At 56.3% G+C, this 1,006-nt stretch carries 1 rRNA gene; it reads left to right on the forward strand.

The annotated features are described in order from the left end of the window. Positions 1–1,006, forward strand: a 23S ribosomal RNA gene (locus VI234_RS21145); the annotation flags it as partial.

Raw genomic sequence — 1,006 nt, forward strand, 5'->3', positions numbered from 1 at the left:
TGTCCGTACCGAGAACCGACACAGGTGTCCATGGCGGCGAAAGCCAAGGCCTGTCGGGAGCAACCAACGTTAGGGAATTCGGCAAGTTAGTCCCGTACCTTCGGAAGAAGGGATGCCTGCTCCGGAACGGAGCAGGTCGCAGTGACTCGGAAGCTCGGACTGTCTAGTAACAACATAGGTGACCGCAAATCCGCAAGGACTCGTACGGTCACTGAATCCTGCCCAGTGCAGGTATCTGAACACCTCGTACAAGAGGACGAAGGACCTGTCAACGGCGGGGGTAACTATGACCCTCTTAAGGTAGCGTAGTACCTTGCCGCATCAGTAGCGGCTTGCATGAATGGATTAACCAGAGCTTCACTGTCCCAACGTTGGGCCCGGTGAACTGTACATTCCAGTGCGGAGTCTGGAGACACCCAGGGGGAAGCGAAGACCCTATGGAGCTTTACTGCAGGCTGTCGCTGAGACGTGGTCGCCGATGTGCAGCATAGGTAGGAGTCGTTACAGAGGTACCCGCGCTAGCGGGTCACCCAGACAACAGTGAAATACTACCCGTCGGTGACTGCGACTCTCACTCCGGGAGGAGGACACCGATAGCCGGGCAGTTTGACTGGGGCGGTACGCGCTCGAAAAGATATCGAGCGCGCCCTATGGCTATCTCAGCCGGGACAGAGACCCGGCGAAGAGTGCAAGAGCAAAAGATAGCTTGACAGTGTTCTTCCCAACGAGGAACGCTGACGCGAAAGCGTGGTCTAGCGAACCAATTAGCCTGCTTGATGCGGGCAATTGATGACAGAAAAGCTACCCTAGGGATAACAGAGTCGTCACTCGCAAGAGCACATATCGACCGAGTGGCTTGCTACCTCGATGTCGGTTCCCTCCATCCTGCCCGTGCAGAAGCGGGCAAGGGTGAGGTTGTTCGCCTATTAAAGGAGGTCGTGAGCTGGGTTTAGACCGTCGTGAGACAGGTCGGCTGCTATCTACTGGGTGTGTAATGGTGTCTGAC

The sequence above is a fragment of the Haloarcula sp. CGMCC 1.2071 genome (genome assembly GCF_037078445.1).
GTDB lineage: Archaea > Halobacteriota > Halobacteria > Halobacteriales > Haloarculaceae > Haloarcula > Haloarcula amylolytica.